Raw genomic sequence first — 15,638 nt, 5'->3', positions numbered from 1 at the left:
GCGCATGCGAAGCCGTCGCTGGCGGCTTCGCATGCAGGCGCGGTCCTAGGTCTTGATGAAGTCGACGAAGGCGCGGAGCGGCGCCGGCAGGTGCCGGCGACCGGGATAGTAGAGGAATGGCCCCGAGAAGGCCTGCCACCAGGACGCCAGCACCGGCTCCAAGGCGCCGCTATCGAGATGGGGGCGCAGCCACTCTTCAAACAGATGGATGACGCCAAGCCCGGCGACGGCTGCGCCGACCACCAGGTCCACGGCGCCGCCGGGCTGCACCACCAACGGCCCGACGGGGTCGACCCGCACCACGTCGCCGTCGCGCTCGAACTCCCAGGTCGGCTTGGCGCCGCTGGCGAACTGGCCGCGCAGGCAGGCGTGGGCGAGCAGGTCGCGCGGATGTTCCGGCCGACCGTGCGCATCGAGATAGGCAGGGGAGGCGGCGGTGGCGAAGCGCTGGACGCGCGGGCCGATCGGGACAGCGATCATGTCCTGCTCGAGCCGCTCGTCATATCGGACCCCCGCATCACAGCCCGCCGCCAACACGTCGACAAAGCCGTCCTCGACGATGACCTCCAGCCGGATATCCGGGTAGGCCTTGAGGAACGGCGTCACGATCGCCGGCAACACCAGACGCGCGACCGTCGCTGGGACATTGAGCTTGAGCGTTCCGGCCGGGCGGTCGCGAAACGCGTTGACCACATCCATGGCCGCCTGGACCTCGCCGAGCGCCGGCCCCAGCCGCTCGAGCAGGCGGGCGCCCGCTTCGGTCGGCGCGATGCTGCGGGTGGTGCGGTTGAGCAACCGCACGCCGAGCTTGGTCTCCAGACGCCGCACCGCCTCGCTCAGGCTGGACGCTGACACGCCCCGTGCACGCGCGGCGTCACGGAAGCCCCCGGCTTGCGCCACCGCGACGAAGGCGGAAAGATCGTTGAGGTCCGCAGCCATTGTTCTTGATTCCGCACGGCCCGTGCCGATTGCCTAGTATTATCGAGCGGCGAGATTGGGTCCATACCTGCGTCAGCTCGTTTTGGAGACCTGCCATGACCGACATCACCGCCGCCGACGTCTATCGGCTCGGAGACCGCGACGTGAACCGCATGGGCTATGGCGCCATGCAACTCGCCGGGCCGGGCGTGTTCGGGCCGCCCAAGGATCGCGACGCCGCGCTCGCCGTGCTGCGCGAAGCGGTGGCCAGCGGGGTCGATCATATCGACACCAGCGACTTCTATGGCCCCCATGTCACCAACCAGTTGATCCGCGAGGCCCTGCACCCCTATCCGGACAAGCTGACGATCGTGACCAAGGTCGGGGCCGTGCGCGGCGAGGACGCCTCGTGGAACCCGGCGATGGCTCCCGCCGAGCTCACCCGCGCGGTCCACGACAACCTGCGCAACCTGGGCGTCGAGGCGCTCGACGTGGTCAACCTGCGGGTCATGGGCAAGATCCATGGGCCGAGCGAGGGCTCGATCGAGGAGCCCTTCACCGTGCTTGCGGGGCTGCAGGAGCAAGGGTTGATCCGCCACCTGGGCCTGAGCAACGTGACGTCGGCCCAGGTCACCCAAGCGCGCGGCATCGCCCAGGTGGTCTGCGTCCAGAACCTCTACAACCTCGCCCATCGGGAAGACGAAGCCCTGGTCGACGAGCTGGCGGCCATGGGCGTGGCCTATGTGCCGTTCTTCCCGCTCGGCGGGTTCACACCGCTCCAGTCCTCGACCCTATCGGAGGTGGCGGCCGGGCTTGGCGCGACGCCTATGCAGGTGGCGCTCGCCTGGTTGCTTCACCGCGCGCCCAACATCCTGCTGATCCCCGGCACCTCCTCGCTCGGCCACCTCCGCGAGAACCTCGGAGCGGTGCAGCTCAAGCTGTCGGGCGATGTGCTCGCCAAGCTGGACGGGATCGGACAGAGCGGCGCCCAGGACGCGCCAAACTAGTTCCGACCGCCGCCAAGCCGCTTGCCGACATCGACGTCCGGCTTCCTGATCGTGGCCAGGTAGGCGTGGATGTCGGCGATGTCGGCGTCGTTGAGGACCTTGGGGCTGTAGGGCGGCATCTGGCCGGCGGGCTTGCGGATGTAGGCGGCGATCGCCTCCGCCGGCAGCGGGTCGGGGGCGATGCGCGGGGCGGCTGAGCCGCCCTGTCCCACCGTGCCGTGGCATTGATAGCAACCGTCGGCCATGAACAGCTGGTGGCCGTGAACTGCGTCCTCGGCGTGGGGCGGGGGCGGTTGGGCCGTCGCGGCGGCGCTTAGTGAGAGAACGGCCAGGGCGCTGGCGGCGGTCAGGGCGGCTTTCATCGGCGCTTCCTTCCTCAACGCGGCTGACAGACGACGTCGACCAGGGCCGGTTCGCCCCGTTTAACCACGTCGATCGCCTTCTTCAGGGCCGCCCCGAGTTCGTTCGGATCGGTGATCGGCCCGGCCGCCCACATGCCCATGCTGTCGGCCAGCTTGCTGTAGTCGATGAACGGGCTGTCGATGGCGGTGCCGATATGGGCGCTGGCGACCCCGCGTTCGTGCCGGTCGGCCATGCGCTGGATGTGCATCATCTCCTGGTGGTAGGCGCGGTTGTTGTGCATCACCGTCAATAGCGGGATCTTGTGGTGCACGGCGGTCCACAGCGATCCAGGCGCGCACATCAGCTCGCCATCCCCCTGGATGTTGACCACCAGCCGCCCGTGCTCCCGATGCGCCAGGGCCGCGCCCACGGCGGCGGGCGCGCCATAGCCCAGACCCGCGCCGCCGGAGCCGCCGGCGTACTGGTAGGGCTTGTCGAAGTCCCACAGCTTTTGCGGCCAGAAGCTCTGGAACGAGGAATTGGCCCCCACGAACGCCCAGTCGCTGTCCTTGATCAGGGGCCAGATCTCGGCGCACAGGCGCGCAGTGGTGACCGGGCTGGCGTCCCAGCCGTAGGCCGCCTCCTCGTAGGCGCGCCGGCGGGTGTCGGCGTGGGCGGCGCGGAACTTGTCGCTCCGCGCCTGCATGGCGGCTTGCTGGCCTTTAGGCAGGGCCTGCTTCACCGCCTCGATCAGATAGGGGGCGGTCGCTTCGGCGTCGCCGGTGATGGCCAGGTCGGACGGCTGATAGCGCTCGAAGTCCTGGAAGTTGGAATGGATCAGCAGATCGTGGGTGGACAGCGTGATCAGCTTCACCCCCGGCGCTGCGGTGTGGCGCTCGACCCGCTCGATCCGGTCAAGCAGGGTGTTGACCACGCCCCAGGGGTCGGTCAGCTCCAGGCCCAGGATCACGTCGGCCGACTTGATCAGCCCGCGCGCGTTCTCGCTCTGGTTCAGGTAGTGGCTGGACGGCATGTTGAGCCGGCCGCGCTTGTCGATCACCGGGCACTGCAGGGTTTCGGCGAGTTCCACCAGGTGCGCCATGCCCTCGGGCGTACGGACCATGCGGTCCACCACGATCACCGGGTGCTCGGCCTTGGCCAGCATGGCGGCGGCCTTGGCCAGCGCGGCGGGGTCGCCGACAGGCTGGGTCGGCAGGGTCAGGCGCGGGACGGGTCGCTTGCCGACCGGGATCGGCGCCTCCTGCAGCTCGGTATCGACCGAGATCAGCACCGGCGCGGCCGGCTGGGTGACCGCCAGGCCGTAGGCGCGCAGCAGCGCCTCGTTGAAGTCCTCCAGCGAGGTGGGCTGGGCGTCCCATTTGACGAAGTCGCGCACGATCGCGCCGTTGTCGAGCGCCGTATGATACCACTCGATCCCCTCGCGCCGCTTGGCGGAGTCCAGGGTGTTGCCGACGAACATGACGATGGGGACCCGGTCGCACCAGGCGTTGTAGATGGCCATGGAGGCGTGCTGCAGCCCGACCACGCTGTGCAGGAAGACCCCCATCGGCTTGCCGGCGATCTTGGCGTAGCCGTGGGCGAAGGCGACCGAGATCTCCTCGTGCAGGCAGGTCAGCAGCTCGGGCTTGGCGTTGCCGCCGTAGTCGATCAGCGATTCGTGCAGGCCCCGGAAACTGGAACCCGGAAGCGTGGCGACATAGCCAAGATCGAGCGCCTTGATGACGTCGACCATGTAGTCGGAGCCAGAGCGCGCCTCGAACACCTCCGACGCTGGCGGCGGGGCCGTTTCGGCCTGCATGGCGGCAGCGGACGGCGCGCCGGTGGGCGCGGTGCGCGGCTTCAGCATCTCTCTGGAGGCGGCCTGGGCGGGTCCCGTTTGCGCGGACGCCGACAACGCGTTCGCCAGCGACACCGCTCCCCCGGCGGCGACCGCTGTGAACAGGGTCCGGCGCCCGATCTCGCTGGGTTTCCGGGCGGAAGGGTTGGAATCGTCCTGCAAGGCCATCTCCCGATTTTTTTCTTGGCTCGACTTCCGTGGCCTACGCCACGCTCACCCGGCCAGGATTTGGCCTCGCCATAGAGCGCCAATGTTGCCGGCGTCCTTCTGACAATGAAGACGAGGGAAAATGTTTATAGTCCGACGACGCTGAGCAACTCGGTCCCCCTCGTAGACGCGACAGACGCCGCCAGCGAGGTGGCAAGCAGTTCACCGAAATAGCCGGTGTCGCAAGGCGAGGTCGGAACCACCGCCAGCAGGTCGTCTTCGGCGCACTCTTCCACCGCCACGTGATCATCCAGTTGTCGGGCAGGCTGACGGTCAGCGCCGTCCTCACCGCCCGCGTTTCCTGGGTGAAGGCGCCGACCGCGGGGTGGTCGGCGTTGTAGGGGGCGGCCTTGGGTTGGGTCATCACCCAGGACGGTCGGGTGACGCACGGGTCCGGTGAAATGGCGTGAGTATGGGGGTCGATGATCTCGACCATGGCCCTCCCCGTGACTACCGCGTCCATTTGGACTTATTGCTCAGACTAGCGTCGATCCGGGCGCGATGATCATACAGACATCGTGCCGAGTCATAAATTCGCGCTAAGTTTGATCTTGACGCTCCAGCCTGCACCCTCGGTCTGGCCCACCCGAACGTCGCCATCTCGCAGTCGATGATTTACCGGGGATCAAGTCCCCCGCACTCTCTCCCTTGCGAGAGATGCGTTCCTCAGGAGGGCAAACGATCGCGTCGAGAGTCTTTCGGAGCTGGTGCGAGCCAGGGCCGCCGATTTGGATTTCCTGATCGGTGTGAACGCATAGGCTCCCATCGCGATAATGAGCACGGCTTCATATGAAAACTGCGACAGGGGAAGCACGGTCTCCAGTGGCGCGCGTGCGAGGAACGAAAAATACATAGCCAGGTACGCGATTGAAAGCCATTCGGAGGTCAAGAGCGCTCTAACGACAAGTTTAAATCCAACGAATAGGAATAGGCCCACTATCATAATTGTACCCACCCATCCGAAAGCCATTCGGCAATCGATGATCGTGTTGTGGAATGTTATCCCGCCGCGACTTGTAACGCCAACGATCTGCCACATCGCCTCGGCATCGGGATTGCCCTGCTTCCAGAATCCGTCAAAGCCGTAGCCAAAGAGTGGACGCTCCGCCATGAGGCGTCCCGCCCGCCACCATAGCTGCGCGCGCCCAGTCAGGTCTGCACCCTTGCCGGCGGAGCGCAGCAACGTATCCATCACGGCTTGAGGGTCCATTAAAACAATCGCCAATATCGGGATTGCAACGAGCACGCCGATTAGAATTAAAAATGCGAAGGTCGATCTGGAAAATTTTAGCGTGAAAACAATTGTGAACATGATGATTATTGTGAGGGCGATATTCACCATCGCGCCGGCGGAATGGGCCAGATAAAGGGGAAGGGAAAACAACGCGGCGGCCGCGAACCACATGGCCATCACGGTGGCGCCCATTGTGGATAATCTCGGACGGGTAATATATTCTAGGAACATTACGAGGGACAATAGTATTGCTAAGGCTGCTGAATACGCAAAGAAGTTCTTGCCGCCATTTAGGCCTGCAAATGCTTCTGCACCATGCGCGCCCCAGCCCACGCTTTTCCCGAAAGCCACGGAAACTAGAACGAAGAAACCTAGGGCGCTGGCAATTGGTGTAAGAACTATCGCAGGTCGTTGAATTCCACCCAGGTACATCGCAAAAGCCACGGTCAGAGTCAGCTCCAAGGCGCCTCTGATGGTGTCGCTTGGCGCGGCCGACCAAAATATGGATGCGATTGTAATGAGTGGGGCAATCAATATTGGCCAGGAACTTTTAATCACAGATAGCATGTCTTTGTATCTTAAGGCTAAAAATGCGATCCAAAGTACAATGAGGAGTGCTAATCCAACCGTTCGAACTTGAGGTGCGAAAAGCATAAGAATGAAGGAAATAAATATAACCGCTTGATCCACGCGGTCCTTCCGTATGTCCTTGGGCGTCGAGGGGGCTATCGTCTCGGGGGCGTTTCCCAGTGTCTTCCGCATTGATATCGCAAGCCCCTAAAATGATCGCCCGATATACATCTCGTCATGGTCGCCTGCCATCGAGCTACAAAGGCGCAGGCCATTTCACGTGATCCCCCCGCAACATAAACGCCGTTCTCTCCCACGTCCTCCGAGAAACGAATGGGAGGGCTTGGACGTCCCGATCCGCATCAGGGCGCCGGCCGGGCATGGAATAATGCTGAAATCCGAACTCGACGTCGCCGGGGGATGTGGCGTCCGGGGGCATGAACATGTCCTGCCCGAGTGGGATGGAGCCGTCTCACCCTTTGGCGGCCATCCGCGGGATTGATCTGGCCGGCGTGGTCGAAGCCATCGGCCAAGGCGTCGCCGCCTTACGCTCGCGGCCATGTTGTCGGGGTGAGCAGCCCATGACCCTCTTGAAGGCGGTGCTGAAAGCGCTTTCGGATTCGTAGCCGAGCGACAGGGCGATGACGGAAACGGGATCGCCGGAATTGGCCAGCCTGTCTCCGGCCATCAGCATCCGCCAGCGTGTCAGGTATTCCATGGGCGACGCCCCGACCGTCGCCTTGAATCTGACCGCGAAGCTCGATCGCGACATACCGGCGTGCTCCGCCAGCGCTTGCAGGGTCCAGCGATGCGCCGGATCGCCGTGCATGGCCTCGATCGCCGCGCTCATCTGCTTGTCCGCCAGCGCGAACAGCCATCCGACGCCGCCTTTCGCGCCTTCCGCCAGATGCAGCCGCAGGGCCTGGACCAGCATCATGTCCGCGAGGTGTTGCGCGACGAGGAAGCCGCCCGGCTGCGGTTCGCGCAGTTCCTGGCGCATCCGCTCCATGGACCAGCGCAGCGCCGCCTTGTCCGCCTCCTTGCGGATATGGACGATGGGCGGCAGCATGCTCAACAGCTCGCCGGCATGATCCCCGGCAAGGGCGAAGTGGCCGCCGACAATGGAGACATCCCCGCCGCCATTGATTGTAGCGATGCCGCCGTTCACCGGCGTGGGAAAGATCGTGCGGGCGTCGATGGAGGGCAGGTCCAGGTCGCTCGCGTTGCGGAAAGGCCGCCCGCGCGGCAGCAGGAAGCAGTCTCCCGTCGTCAGGCGCACCGCATCGGGAACGCCCTCCACCGCCAGCCAGCACTGACCGGAAACCACAGCATAGCACTTGATGCCTTCGTGCTGGCCGAACCGGATCGACCAGTCGCCGCCCGCATCGAAGCCGCCGAACATGTAGCTGCGCGGCTTCAGCAGCGACAGCACATCTGAAAGGGGATCCATGGTTGGCTCGGACGATCGCGAAGATAATATGGACTATATAGCATAGATCGTATGTTCCAATCGCTTATCTTCCCCATCGGGCTGCGAACGCGGCCGAGAAACAATGCGAGGATAAGTCGATGCGCGTATTCGTCACCGGCGCTACAGGTTTTGTCGGTTCGGCGGTTGTTCAGGAGCTGATCGGCGCAGGCCATGAGGTGGTCGGGCTGGCCCGCTCGGATGCGGGCGCTGCATCCCTCGTCGCGGCCGGCGCCCAGGCCCACCGCGGCGATCTTGAGGACCTGGACAGCTTGCGCAGTGGAGCCGCCGCTTCGGATGGCGTGATCCATACCGGTTTCATCCATGACTTCTCGCGTTTCAAGGAAGTCTGCGAAACGGACAGGTGCGCCATCGAAGCGCTCGGCTCAGCGCTCGCTGGCTCCGACCGCCCCCTGATCGTCACCTCCGGGACGGGGCTGCTGACGCCGGGCCGCCTAGTGACCGAAGACACCACGCCGCCTTCCGGCGCCGCCGCGTTTCCCCGCGTTTCGGAGCAGACGGCGCTTTCGATGGCGACCCAGGGCGTGCGCGCGTCGGTGGTGCGTCTTCCTCCGTCGGTCCACGGCGACGGCGATCACGGCTTCGTCCCGATCCTGATCGGCATCGCGCGGGAGAAGGGTGTTTCGGCCTATATCGGTGAAGGACTAAACCATTGGCCGGCGGTGCACCGGCTTGACGCCGGCCGCCTCTACAGGCTGGCCCTTGAGCAGGGGGGCGAAGGCCCGCGCTATCACGCGATCGCCGAACAGGGCGTGCCGTTCCGCGAGATCGCCGAGGTCATCGGCCGCCGCCTGAACGTCCCGGTCGTCGGCAAGACCCCCGAGGAAGCCGCCGAGCACTTCGGCTGGTTCGCCCATTTCGCGGCCATCGACAACCTTGCCTCGAGCGAGTGGACCCGCGAACGGCTGGGATGGGAGCCGACGCAACCCGGGCTGATCGCCGATCTCGACCGGACGCGTTATTTCGAGACCTGAGTAGACTGCGGACCCTGCGGCGCCTCCGCGCCGCAGGGGCGAGAGAGTTAAAGGACCCTGTTGAGCGCAGGGACCAGCTCGGCGACGGTTTCCACCACCAGGTCCGCGCCCGCCGCCTTCAGGCGGTCGCCGGCGACCGCCAGTCGCGCTCTGCGCTCGGATGGATCCAGCGCCGCGAGCACGGCCCGCGATAGGCCGATCCCGTTGCCCGAAGCCGATACACCCACGGTGAAACACCCCGCGGCGCGGCCTTCGGCGATGCCCGCTTCAGCATCGTCGACCTTGATCACGCGCGATATCGGCCAGACCCCCAGTTCCGCACAGGCCTTGTAGACCATGAGCGGGGAGGGTCTCCCCTCGGGTGTTTCGCCGGCGCAGACCAGATGGTCGGGCGCGTATCCCTGGGCCGCGGCCCTGGCCAACACCGGTGTCATCATTCCACGGGTGTAGCCGGTGGAGGAGCCGACCTTAAGCCCCGCGGCCCTCAGGGCCGCAGCCGTATCCGCTGCGCCCGGGACCAGTTCGGCGGCGTCAGCGGCGGCTTCGCGCATGAGGGGACCGAGGTCTTCCATCAGCGCCGCCACATCTTTTTCGTGGGGCGCCGCTCCGTTGGCCGCCGACCAGGCTGTCCGGACGTCCGGACGCGCCAGCAAGGCGCGCACATGGTCGGCCTTGGCCTTGCCCATATCCGCGCGAGCCGCCGCTTCCTCCAGCTCGACCCCTCGGCGGGCGAAAGCCTCCACCAGCGCGGCCACCGGCGCGCGGCATCCGAAGTCGACCATCGTGCCGGCCCAGTCGAAGATCACCAGGTCGAAAGCGTCCAGGCCCTTGTCCGTCACGGTCGTGCTCCCCCGAAAAGATCCGTCACCACGTCTTCGCCGAGCGCGAAGCCGGTCGACATTCCAGCCCCGGTGGTCACCATTATCAGCCGAACGCTCGGCGCCGGCGTGTCGATGACGACCGAGCGACCGGACGCCGAGGCGTAGGTCCCGGTCCATCGCTCCAGCACTCGAGGCGCTTGCCGCCCGAACACGGCTTGGAACTCGTCCAGGATCAACTGGTCGACGGCGCTGTCGGCGAAGGGATCGGGCGTCGCCGCGTAGTGGTGGCTGTCCCCGACCACCAGGCTACCGTCGGCGCTCTGGACCACGATCAGGTGGACGCCATGCTTGAGATGCTCGGGTTGCTCGGCCTCCAGCCGGGCGCGCAGGACCTGGGCTTCGGGCAGCGCGGCGTAGCCCGCGTAACGGATCAGACCCAGATCGGACATCACGCCGGCCGAAAGCTTGAAGCCGGGGTCGGCTAGACGGAGCATCTGCAGCTTGCACCGGGACACGCCATGGGCGGCGATCCGGTCGGGGAGCAGGCTGAAGATATCGTCGCCGGGGCAGATGGCGATCGCCTCGGCCTCGACCATGCCGCGTGACGTCATGACCTTGGAGGTCTCCACGGTCAGGGCTGACGTCCCACACAGGAACGTCACCCCGTGGCGCGCCTCCAGCCAAGACGCCAGGATCGAGATCGCCTCGCGCGACTCCACCCGGAGTTCGTGCGGACTCCAAAGGGCGGCCAGGACGTCGGGCGTCGCCAACTCGCTGTGGCTTCGCTTCAGGTCGCCCGGCTCCAGCAGCCGACAGCCGTCGCCCATCTCGGTGCGCAGGAAGGTTTCCAGCACGGCTACCGACTCGGGCCTGCGGGCGGTCAACAGCAGCCCTTCATGCAGGATCGGCACGTTCGCCTCGGCCGATACCTCCGCCCAGACGTCGCGTGCCCGGCGGGCCCGCCGCCACATTTCGCCGTGTTCCTGCCCGGTCACGGTTACGAAGCCGAAGTTCCGCACCGACGCGCCGTTGGCCTGAGCGTCGCGGTCTATCACCACCACCCGCTTGCCGAGCTTGGCCGCCGCCAAGGCGCAGCTCAGCCCGACAATGCCCGCGCCGACAACAGCGAGGTCGAACGAGCGGTCGGTCGGCATGGCGCTCCAGAGGATGCAAGCAGGCGTTCAATACATCATAGGGACATGACAGTTCGACACGCGTTCAGTCCAAACCCTGTCCAGACATAGAGAAAACCACCGTCACCAAACTGTAATAGAGTGTGCTTGGTCATTTGACGGCGCATGGATTTCGGGCGTCCTCCATCACCATCCGGGCCGGGTCCTGGGCGGGGGTCATGACGTCCGGGCCATGCGCCGTTTTCGGCGACGCCGTGGCGCCAGCCGAAATCGCGAAGTATGGAGGGTGGGCTGTCGGCCTTTCGCTCGCACAGCCTGCGGAGTGAACAATATGGTGCTGTCGGCTTCTGGTGCTCTCGAATGGGACAGCGAGAAACTCAAGGCCGCCGCAAACAGCCTGGCTCCTCGCGGACGTCTGCGGGCGGCGATCAATTTCGGAAATGGCGTCCTGGCGCAAAGAGGTCCCGATGGCGGTCCCCCGCGCGGCGTTTCGGTGCAGTTGGCGACCGAACTGGCCCGTAGGCTGGACGTGCCGCTGGACCTGGTTACGTTCGAGGCGGCGGGGAAGGTGTTCGCCGCCCTGTCCTCGGACGTCTGGGACATTGCGTTTTTGGCCAACGAACCGGAGCGCGCGAAGGAGGTCGACTTCACCTCGCCCTATGTCTCGATCGACGCCACCTATCTGGTGGCGGCGGACTCGCCGTACCGCGCGGTGGCCGATCTCGATCAGCCGCACGTGGTCGTCGCGGTGGGCAAGGGCGCCGCATATGACCTTTACCTCAGCCGCACCCTGAAACACGCCACTCTCGTGCGCGCCCCAACCTCGTCGGGCGCATCCGACATGTTCCTTGAGAGCCTCGCATCGGGCTCGCACTCCGACCTGTCCGCCGCGGCGGGCGTGCGCCAGGCGCTGGACGATGCGGCGAAGGGGCGTAGCGATGTACGGGTGCTGGGCGAAGCCTTCACCAGCGTCGAGCAGGCGATGGCGACGCCGCGAGGGCGAGAATCTGGATCTGCCTACCTTTGCGCCTTTATCGACGAGGTGAAGGCCGCCGGCTTCGTGCGTCAGGCGCTGGACGCGACCGGGCAGACGGCCGCGCGGGTATCTTAGAGCCCAACGGCGACGTGTCTGACCTCGCCCGCGTCGCGTCCGGCTATGTCGGTAGGACATTTGCCGCGCATACCCGCTCGGCGACGATGGCGCAGGTCGTCTAAAAGGCCATAGTCTCCGGTATGAGCCTTTCTTCCGTGCTGTCGGTGTTGATCGACCCTCTTGTTCTGGCGGCGGCGCTGGTCCTCGCCGGCTTCTTCGGCGCGCGCGCTTGGCGGCGAAGCAATACCCGGGCGCATTTCCTCATTCGGCTTGTGATCTTTGTGCTCCTCACCGGCCTGCTGTTGGCGGGAGGCGCCGTTCCGTACCATTCAGGAAAGGTCACAGGCCCCGAGGCGAGACGTCTGCTGGCGGGTGCGGTGGAGATCGTCTGGTGGCTCGCAGGGGCGTGGCTGACGATAGGGTTCCTGCGCGCGTTCGTCGTGCTGCGACGCCAGCCGCGGCAATCGAAACTCGTCCAGGACTTGCTGGCCGCGCTCATCTACGTCGCGGCGGCCTTCGCCATCGTCGCCTATGTCTTCGACCTGCCGGTCAAGGGGCTGCTGGCGACCTCCGGGGTCCTTGCGATCGTCATCGGTCTGGCGTTGCAAAGCTCGCTCGGAGACGTGTTCTCCGGCATCGTGCTCAATATCGAACGGCCTTACCACGTCGGCGACTGGATCATCCTGGACGACGCCGTTCAGGGCCAGGTGATCGAAACCAACTGGCGCGCGACGCATATCCTGACGGGCAACCAGGACGTCGCGATCGTCCCCAACAGCGTCATCGCCAAATCCAAGCTGGTGAACTGCAGCACGCCCACCAAAATCCACGGAGCCACCATCCGCGTGAGGCTGGAGCCGTCGTTGACGCCGGCGGCGGGGCGCAAGCTATTGAACGACGTCCTGCTCGGCAGCACGCGCATCCTGCGAAAGCCCGAGCCGAGCGTCACGATCAAGGACCTCAGCGCGGAGATGATCGATTTCGAGATCTCCTATTCGGTTGCGGCGGTCGGCGACGTCGGATCGGCGCAGAACGAACTCTTCGACCAGATCTATCGGGCGGCTTCGGCGGCGGGCGCCAAATTCGCGCCGCGTCTCACGGGCTCTCCGAGGCAAGCGGCGCCTGAGGACAAGGGCAAGCTCGCTCAGCCCGAGCGCCTGCTCGCGGGCGTCTCGCTGTTCTCGTCGCTGACCACAGAGGAGGCCGCCACCTTGGCCTCGCAGATGAAGCGGAGGGCCTACAAACCGGGCGACGTGATCGTGAAGACCGGAACCGTCCTGCAAGCCCTATGCATCGTCGCCTACGGTTTCCTCGTCGCCTCGGCCGAGGAGGATGGGCACAAGGTCGAGGTCATGCGTTTGGCGCCGGGAGACTATTTCGGAGAGCTTGGACTTCTCACGGGCGAGCCGTTGAACGGCGAACTTACCGCCCTTACCAGGGTCGTGATCTACGAAATCTCCAAGGAAGCGCTGTCGTCACTCATCAAGGCTCGACCCAGCATGGCCGAGGAACTGAGTGAAAGCTTGGCGAAGCGTCAACTGGCCCGTCGCACCATGCTCGATCGTCATCATCCCAAAGCTCAGCATGACGAACGGCTCGCCGAGCGCCTCGCCACCAACATTCGGCGCCTGTTCTCGCTGCACTAAATGCAATGTGCTGTTGTCACCCGGCGGGCGTGATCACATCTGCGTGTGGTTCGGGCTGTGCTTGACTTACAGCGAGCGAATTTACCCCGGCTTAACCCTTGACGGCGCTTGTAGCCGCAAATTAGTGAGGGTCCGGCGATGAGCAGCATCGGTGGAGTCAGTGGGGCGGCTTCAACGTCGGACCCGCTCAGCGTAACGTCCATAGCCCCATCGACCCCTCCGGCTGGCCCGCCTACAGGTTCATCTGGATCGGCGGCGCCAGCGCCATCATCGGGAAGCGGGGGAGCAAGCGGCGGTTCGAGCTCAAGCAGCAGCACCACTACGACGACCACCGCCAATCCAAACGGCACGGTGACGACGACAGTCACCAACGCTCAGGGGGTGGTGCAGTCGGTGACCACCACGGGCACGCCCAGCACGACGACGGCTTCATCGTCGGGGGCGACCAGCAGCAGCGCGTCTCTGTTGAATATCAGGGTCTGAAGGTCGATCGGCCCGTCGCCGTGCGGAGAGACTCTCAGTTTGGGCCAGCTCTCGGCAGGCGCGTGCGCTTCTCGCCGCCTCATTCCTTGCGGCTGGGATAACTGCCGACGTCGCCCTGGCGCGTTCGAAGGTCTCGGTTTGGCGGCATGATCTGATGAGCATCGGTCCGCGCCCTGGAGACGAGCACCTTTTGAGTGGCGGCTGCATGTGCGGCGCTGTTCGGTACGAGGTGACGGACGCCTTCCGCTACGCCATGAACTGCCACTGTTCGAATTGTCGCCGGGCGACCGGAGCGGCGTTCAAACCGATCGCCGGGATCGAAAGTGATCGGCTAAGCATCATTCGGGGCGAGGACGTCGTCATGCGCTACGGCGATGAGGCCGGGCATGACGTCCACTGCCGGACATGCGGCTCGCTCCTCTATTCCGTCGTCCGCGAAGGCCGCTTTGTCCACGTCGCTATGGGTACGCTTGTGGATGACCCGGCGGTTCGCCCCACCATGCACATCTTTGTGGGCTCGAAGGCCGGCTGGTACGAGATCACCGACGATCTGCCTCAGCACCACGGCCTACCCGATGAGCGGGCGCCTTGAATTGCGCGCCTATGCCCGCGTCGATGCGGGGGCCATGGGGCGTCCTTTGCCATCTGGAGCGCCCTCATATTCATTATTTGTTCTTGGGTGCGTCGAGCCGGAATGGCCGATTTTCCACATGATTCAGCGCAAATTCACCGCAAATCGTTTTCGGTAGATTTGCTTTCCAAGTCCAAAAACCCAATAAAACATCGGGTTGATGGTGGACGCGGTAGGGATTGAACCTACGACCCCCGCCGTGTGAAGGCGATGCTCTCCCGCTGAGCTACGCGTCCGCCTTTGGGTAAAGCGCCGGGAGGCGGGTCTATAGACGAGCCGGCGTTGGGGGGCAAGCGGGGTCGCGCGGGTCAGGCGGCGTTTTTGGCGCGCTTGGCCAACAGGCGGACGGCGACGTCATACAGCTCTTCGAAGTGGTCGATGACCATGTCGGCCCCCAATTCCCGCGCCGGGGTCTCGGTGAAGCCGAACGAGACCGCGATCACGGGCGCCCGCGCCGCCTGGGCCGCCAAGACGTCGTTGTCGCTGTCGCCGACCATCAGGGCGAAGCTCGGGTCGCCGCCGGCCGCGTGAATAGCGGCCAGGAAGCAACGCGGGTCGGGTTTGGCGGCGGGCGTGAGGTCGGCTCCGGTGATGGAGACGAAGTGCGACGAGAGACCGAGGGCTTCCAGCAGGGCGATCGACAGGTCGGTGCGCTTGTTGGTGCACACGCACAGGACCGCGCCATCCGCCGTCAACCGCTCCAACGCCTCGGTCAGGCCGGGGAAGGGGCGGCTCTCGTCAGCGATGCGCTCGCGGTACAGCTGGATGAAGCGGGTGGTCAGGGTGTCCAGTTCGGCGTCTTCGATCGGCTCGCCGGCCAGGGTGAAACCCCGGCTGATCAGGGCGCGGGCGCCGCGGCCGACCAGGACGCGGGCGGCTTCGACCGAGACGGGGGGCAGGCCGCGCTCCGCCAGCACCAGGTTCAACGCGCCGATCAGGTCGGGCGCGGTGTCCACCAGGGTGCCGTCCAGGTCGAAGGCGATGGTCGCGCCCTTGAGGACGGATGCGGGCTGGCTCATGTGGGGGGCCTTGCTTTCGCCGTCGAAACAGGCCGGGCTTTCGGCTAAATCGCCGCTGGGCGCAAGTTGCGCCGCGCCGCACCTCTGGAGACCGAGCCTTGCCCGACCAGCCCTCGAAGACTGAGCGCAGCGCTTATGGGCGCGCCGTGGTGATCCTGGCGGCGGGGCAGGGCACGCGGATGCGCTCGCCCACGCCCAAGGTGCTGCACCGAC

Annotated in this window: 15 protein-coding genes and 1 tRNA gene; 6 read left to right on the top strand and 10 right to left on the bottom strand. The window is 65.5% G+C overall.

Annotated features, from left to right (window positions below; all coding sequences use genetic code 11):
- Positions 1–45 precede the first annotated feature (45 nt).
- On the bottom strand, positions 46–939 hold the full coding sequence (locus GSQ87_RS10885) for a LysR family transcriptional regulator (RefSeq protein WP_158915469.1): 894 nt from the start codon (positions 937–939) through the stop codon (positions 46–48).
- A gap of 95 nt (positions 940–1,034) precedes the next feature.
- Between GSQ87_RS10885 and GSQ87_RS10880 the strand changes: the two genes are divergently transcribed.
- The gene (locus GSQ87_RS10880) at positions 1,035–1,925 is read left to right on the top strand and encodes an aldo/keto reductase family oxidoreductase (RefSeq protein ID WP_158915468.1); all 891 of its coding nucleotides are present in this window, start codon (positions 1,035–1,037) and stop codon (positions 1,923–1,925) included.
- On the opposite strand, the gene GSQ87_RS10875 is transcribed toward GSQ87_RS10880, so the two are convergent.
- The 4 genes from GSQ87_RS10875 to GSQ87_RS10855 form a co-directional block, all read right to left on the bottom strand.
- Complete coding sequence (locus tag GSQ87_RS10875) at positions 1,922–2,287, bottom strand: cytochrome c (RefSeq protein ID WP_158915467.1); 366 nt, start codon at positions 2,285–2,287, stop codon at positions 1,922–1,924. The genes GSQ87_RS10880 and GSQ87_RS10875 overlap by 4 nt on opposite strands.
- Before the next feature lie 14 nt (positions 2,288–2,301).
- Positions 2,302–4,287, bottom strand: a complete 1,986-nt coding sequence (locus GSQ87_RS10870) for a thiamine pyrophosphate-binding protein (protein ID WP_216839208.1) — start codon at positions 4,285–4,287, stop codon at positions 2,302–2,304.
- A gap of 670 nt (positions 4,288–4,957) precedes the next feature.
- Entirely contained in the window at positions 4,958–6,256 is a 1,299-nt protein-coding gene (locus GSQ87_RS10860; protein WP_158915465.1) for an O-antigen ligase, read from the bottom strand.
- A 352-nt stretch (positions 6,257–6,608) separates the two neighbouring features.
- Positions 6,609–7,586, bottom strand: coding sequence for an AraC family transcriptional regulator (locus GSQ87_RS10855; protein ID WP_158915464.1), 978 nt, complete (start codon positions 7,584–7,586; stop codon positions 6,609–6,611).
- A gap of 119 nt (positions 7,587–7,705) precedes the next feature.
- Here GSQ87_RS10855 and GSQ87_RS10850 point away from each other — a divergent pair, with 119 nt between their 5' ends.
- A complete protein-coding gene (locus GSQ87_RS10850) occupies positions 7,706–8,599 on the top strand; it encodes an SDR family oxidoreductase (protein ID WP_158915463.1) in 894 nt (297 codons plus the stop codon).
- 47 nt (positions 8,600–8,646) lie between these two features.
- On the opposite strand, the gene phnX is transcribed toward GSQ87_RS10850, so the two are convergent.
- Positions 8,647–9,438: a phosphonoacetaldehyde hydrolase gene (gene phnX, locus GSQ87_RS10845; protein ID WP_254062879.1), complete on the bottom strand. Its 792-nt coding sequence runs from the start codon at positions 9,436–9,438 to the stop codon at positions 8,647–8,649.
- Positions 9,435–10,574, bottom strand: a complete 1,140-nt coding sequence (locus tag GSQ87_RS10840) for a TIGR03364 family FAD-dependent oxidoreductase (protein ID WP_158915462.1) — start codon at positions 10,572–10,574, stop codon at positions 9,435–9,437. The genes phnX and GSQ87_RS10840 overlap by 4 nt, the downstream gene beginning before the upstream one ends.
- A 310-nt stretch (positions 10,575–10,884) precedes the next feature.
- Between GSQ87_RS10840 and GSQ87_RS10835 the strand changes: the two genes are divergently transcribed.
- Both GSQ87_RS10835 and GSQ87_RS10830 read left to right on the top strand, forming a co-directional pair.
- Complete coding sequence (locus tag GSQ87_RS10835) at positions 10,885–11,664, top strand: transporter substrate-binding domain-containing protein (RefSeq protein ID WP_158915461.1); 780 nt, start codon at positions 10,885–10,887, stop codon at positions 11,662–11,664.
- Positions 11,665–11,786: 122 nt separating this feature from the next.
- Positions 11,787–13,292, top strand: a complete 1,506-nt coding sequence (locus GSQ87_RS10830) for a mechanosensitive ion channel family protein (protein ID WP_158915460.1) — start codon at positions 11,787–11,789, stop codon at positions 13,290–13,292.
- 374 nt (positions 13,293–13,666) lie between these two features.
- Here the strand turns inward: GSQ87_RS10830 and GSQ87_RS10825 are convergent, their stop codons facing one another.
- The gene (locus tag GSQ87_RS10825) at positions 13,667–13,858 is read right to left on the bottom strand and encodes a hypothetical protein (protein WP_158915459.1); all 192 of its coding nucleotides are present in this window, start codon (positions 13,856–13,858) and stop codon (positions 13,667–13,669) included.
- A 71-nt stretch (positions 13,859–13,929) separates the two neighbouring features.
- On the opposite strand from GSQ87_RS10825, the gene GSQ87_RS10820 reads away from it, so the two are divergent.
- Positions 13,930–14,367, top strand: a complete 438-nt coding sequence (locus tag GSQ87_RS10820; protein ID WP_158915458.1) for a GFA family protein — start codon at positions 13,930–13,932, stop codon at positions 14,365–14,367.
- A gap of 200 nt (positions 14,368–14,567) precedes the next feature.
- Here the strand turns inward: GSQ87_RS10820 and GSQ87_RS10815 are convergent.
- Positions 14,568–14,642: transfer RNA gene (locus GSQ87_RS10815), tRNA-Val, on the bottom strand.
- Positions 14,643–14,714: 72 nt separating this feature from the next.
- The gene (locus GSQ87_RS10810) at positions 14,715–15,425 is read right to left on the bottom strand and encodes an HAD-IA family hydrolase (protein ID WP_158915457.1); all 711 of its coding nucleotides are present in this window, start codon (positions 15,423–15,425) and stop codon (positions 14,715–14,717) included.
- Between the two features lie 98 nt (positions 15,426–15,523).
- On the opposite strand from GSQ87_RS10810, the gene GSQ87_RS23095 reads away from it, so the two are divergent.
- Positions 15,524–15,638: hypothetical protein (locus GSQ87_RS23095; RefSeq protein ID WP_371416693.1), on the top strand; the 115-nt coding region annotated here is incomplete at its 3' end.

Origin of the sequence: Caulobacter sp. S45 (assembly GCF_009765965.1) — a bacterium.
Classification (GTDB): domain Bacteria; phylum Pseudomonadota; class Alphaproteobacteria; order Caulobacterales; family Caulobacteraceae; genus CAHJWH01.
Note: the sequence above shows the minus strand (reverse complement) of the source record. Positions and strands in the feature narration are given on the sequence as shown.

Bases quoted from the DNA above. Each gene is read 5' to 3' on its own strand.
- GSQ87_RS10885 (WP_158915469.1), bottom strand. From the start codon at position 939: ATGGCTGCGGACCTCAACGATCTTTCCGCCTTCGTCGCGGTGGCGCAA.
- GSQ87_RS10880 (WP_158915468.1), top strand. From the start codon at position 1,035: ATGACCGACATCACCGCCGCCGACGTCTATCGGCTCGGAGACCGCGAC.
- GSQ87_RS10875 (WP_158915467.1), bottom strand. From the start codon at position 2,287: ATGAAAGCCGCCCTGACCGCCGCCAGCGCCCTGGCCGTTCTCTCACTA.
- GSQ87_RS10855 (WP_158915464.1), bottom strand. From the start codon at position 7,586: ATGGATCCCCTTTCAGATGTGCTGTCGCTGCTGAAGCCGCGCAGCTAC.
- GSQ87_RS10850 (WP_158915463.1), top strand. From the start codon at position 7,706: ATGCGCGTATTCGTCACCGGCGCTACAGGTTTTGTCGGTTCGGCGGTT.
- GSQ87_RS10840 (WP_158915462.1), bottom strand. From the start codon at position 10,574: ATGCCGACCGACCGCTCGTTCGACCTCGCTGTTGTCGGCGCGGGCATT.
- GSQ87_RS10835 (WP_158915461.1), top strand. From the start codon at position 10,885: ATGGTGCTGTCGGCTTCTGGTGCTCTCGAATGGGACAGCGAGAAACTC.
- GSQ87_RS10830 (WP_158915460.1), top strand. From the start codon at position 11,787: ATGAGCCTTTCTTCCGTGCTGTCGGTGTTGATCGACCCTCTTGTTCTG.
- GSQ87_RS10825 (WP_158915459.1), bottom strand. From the start codon at position 13,858: ATGAGGCGGCGAGAAGCGCACGCGCCTGCCGAGAGCTGGCCCAAACTG.
- GSQ87_RS10820 (WP_158915458.1), top strand. From the start codon at position 13,930: ATGAGCATCGGTCCGCGCCCTGGAGACGAGCACCTTTTGAGTGGCGGC.
- GSQ87_RS10810 (WP_158915457.1), bottom strand. From the start codon at position 15,425: ATGAGCCAGCCCGCATCCGTCCTCAAGGGCGCGACCATCGCCTTCGAC.